The 1,076-nt window shown below is 69.8% G+C and carries 2 protein-coding genes; one reads left to right on the top strand and one right to left on the bottom strand.

Features of this window, described 5'->3' with window-relative positions:
• Positions 1 to 55: 55 nt before the first annotated feature.
• On the bottom strand, positions 56 to 607 hold the full coding sequence (locus tag AB0917_RS34180; protein ID WP_366823590.1) for a GH25 family lysozyme: 552 nt from the start codon (positions 605 to 607) through the stop codon (positions 56 to 58).
• Positions 608 to 772: 165 nt separating this feature from the next.
• Here AB0917_RS34180 and AB0917_RS34175 point away from each other — a divergent pair, with 165 nt between their 5' ends.
• Positions 773 to 985, top strand: a complete 213-nt coding sequence (locus AB0917_RS34175) for a hypothetical protein (protein ID WP_366823589.1) — start codon at positions 773 to 775, stop codon at positions 983 to 985.
• Positions 986 to 1,076 lie beyond the last annotated feature (91 nt).

Genomic DNA, 1,076 nt, shown 5'->3' with positions numbered 1-1,076 from the left:
CGCGGGGCCCCCCGCACTCACGTCACGGGGGGCCGGCGGAGGGGTCGGCCGGTCGCTACCCGGCGGCCCAGTCGCGCAGCGCCCGGACCGAGTCGAAGTCGGCCACGTTCTTGTCGAGCGGGTCGTCGGTGTACTGGTGGATCCGCCAGGACGCCTCGATCCGGGGCTTGCCGGCGGAGACGTAGTCGGCGATCCACAGCCCGTCGCCCGCGTACTCGCTGGTGTCGTGGGTGCGCCAGAAGGCCCGGTTGCAGTAGAGGAGGACGCGGTGGCCGGGCCGCTCCCGCTTCACCTCGCGGAGGAAACGGTCCTTCTCCGCGCTGCTCGCGCGCGTCCCGCCGCCGGTCTGCTCCCAGTCGACGGCGAGCAGGTCGCCCTCCTTCTCCGGGGTCCTGCTCAGGAAGTACGCCACCTGCTCCTCCACGTTCCCCGGCCAGAGGAAGTGGTAGAAGCCGACGACGCATTCGGCGTCCCGGGCCCGCTTCACCTGGGCGTCGAGACGTGGGTTGACATAGGTGCGGCCTTCGGTGGACTTGACGAAGACGAAGTCGAGACCGTCCGTGTCGTAGGAGGGCTGGTAGGCGCTGACGTCGACGCCGTGGAGCATGGGCACCGCCTCAAGAGGTGAGAAACGACATTCCGGTTCTGCCCACTCCTCGTACGGCCCAATGACCGGTTCACTCTCCCGGGTGGCCCACCGGGTCCGGAACCTCTCGGATGCGGCCCGGCCCCCGCGGCGCGAGAATGGCCGCAACGACGAGGAGGAGGCGGCATGAGCGAAGACCCCGAATCCGTATCCGCGGCTGTGCCCGAGGCATCGGGCGTCACCCCCGACCGGCTTCTGCACACGGGGGAGAGCGAGCGGCCGAGCGCGGAGGACCTGGTGCTCGCCTCCGGGCGGGACGTGACGCCCGAGAGCCTGGAATGGGCGCGGCGCAAGCTGGCCGAGGAGGGGCGCTCCGCCCTCGACAAGAAGCTGCCCTGAGCTTGTTGTTTAACCTCGGCGTGAGATGAGACGAACGAGCGACTCGGTGGGCCAGCAGAGCCATGCGAACAGGGAACTGGTGACCACGAAC

The sequence above is a fragment of the Streptomyces sp. NPDC007346 genome, assembly GCF_040703535.1.
GTDB lineage: Bacteria > Actinomycetota > Actinomycetes > Streptomycetales > Streptomycetaceae > Streptomyces.
Note: the sequence above shows the minus strand (reverse complement) of the source record. Positions and strands in the feature narration are given on the sequence as shown.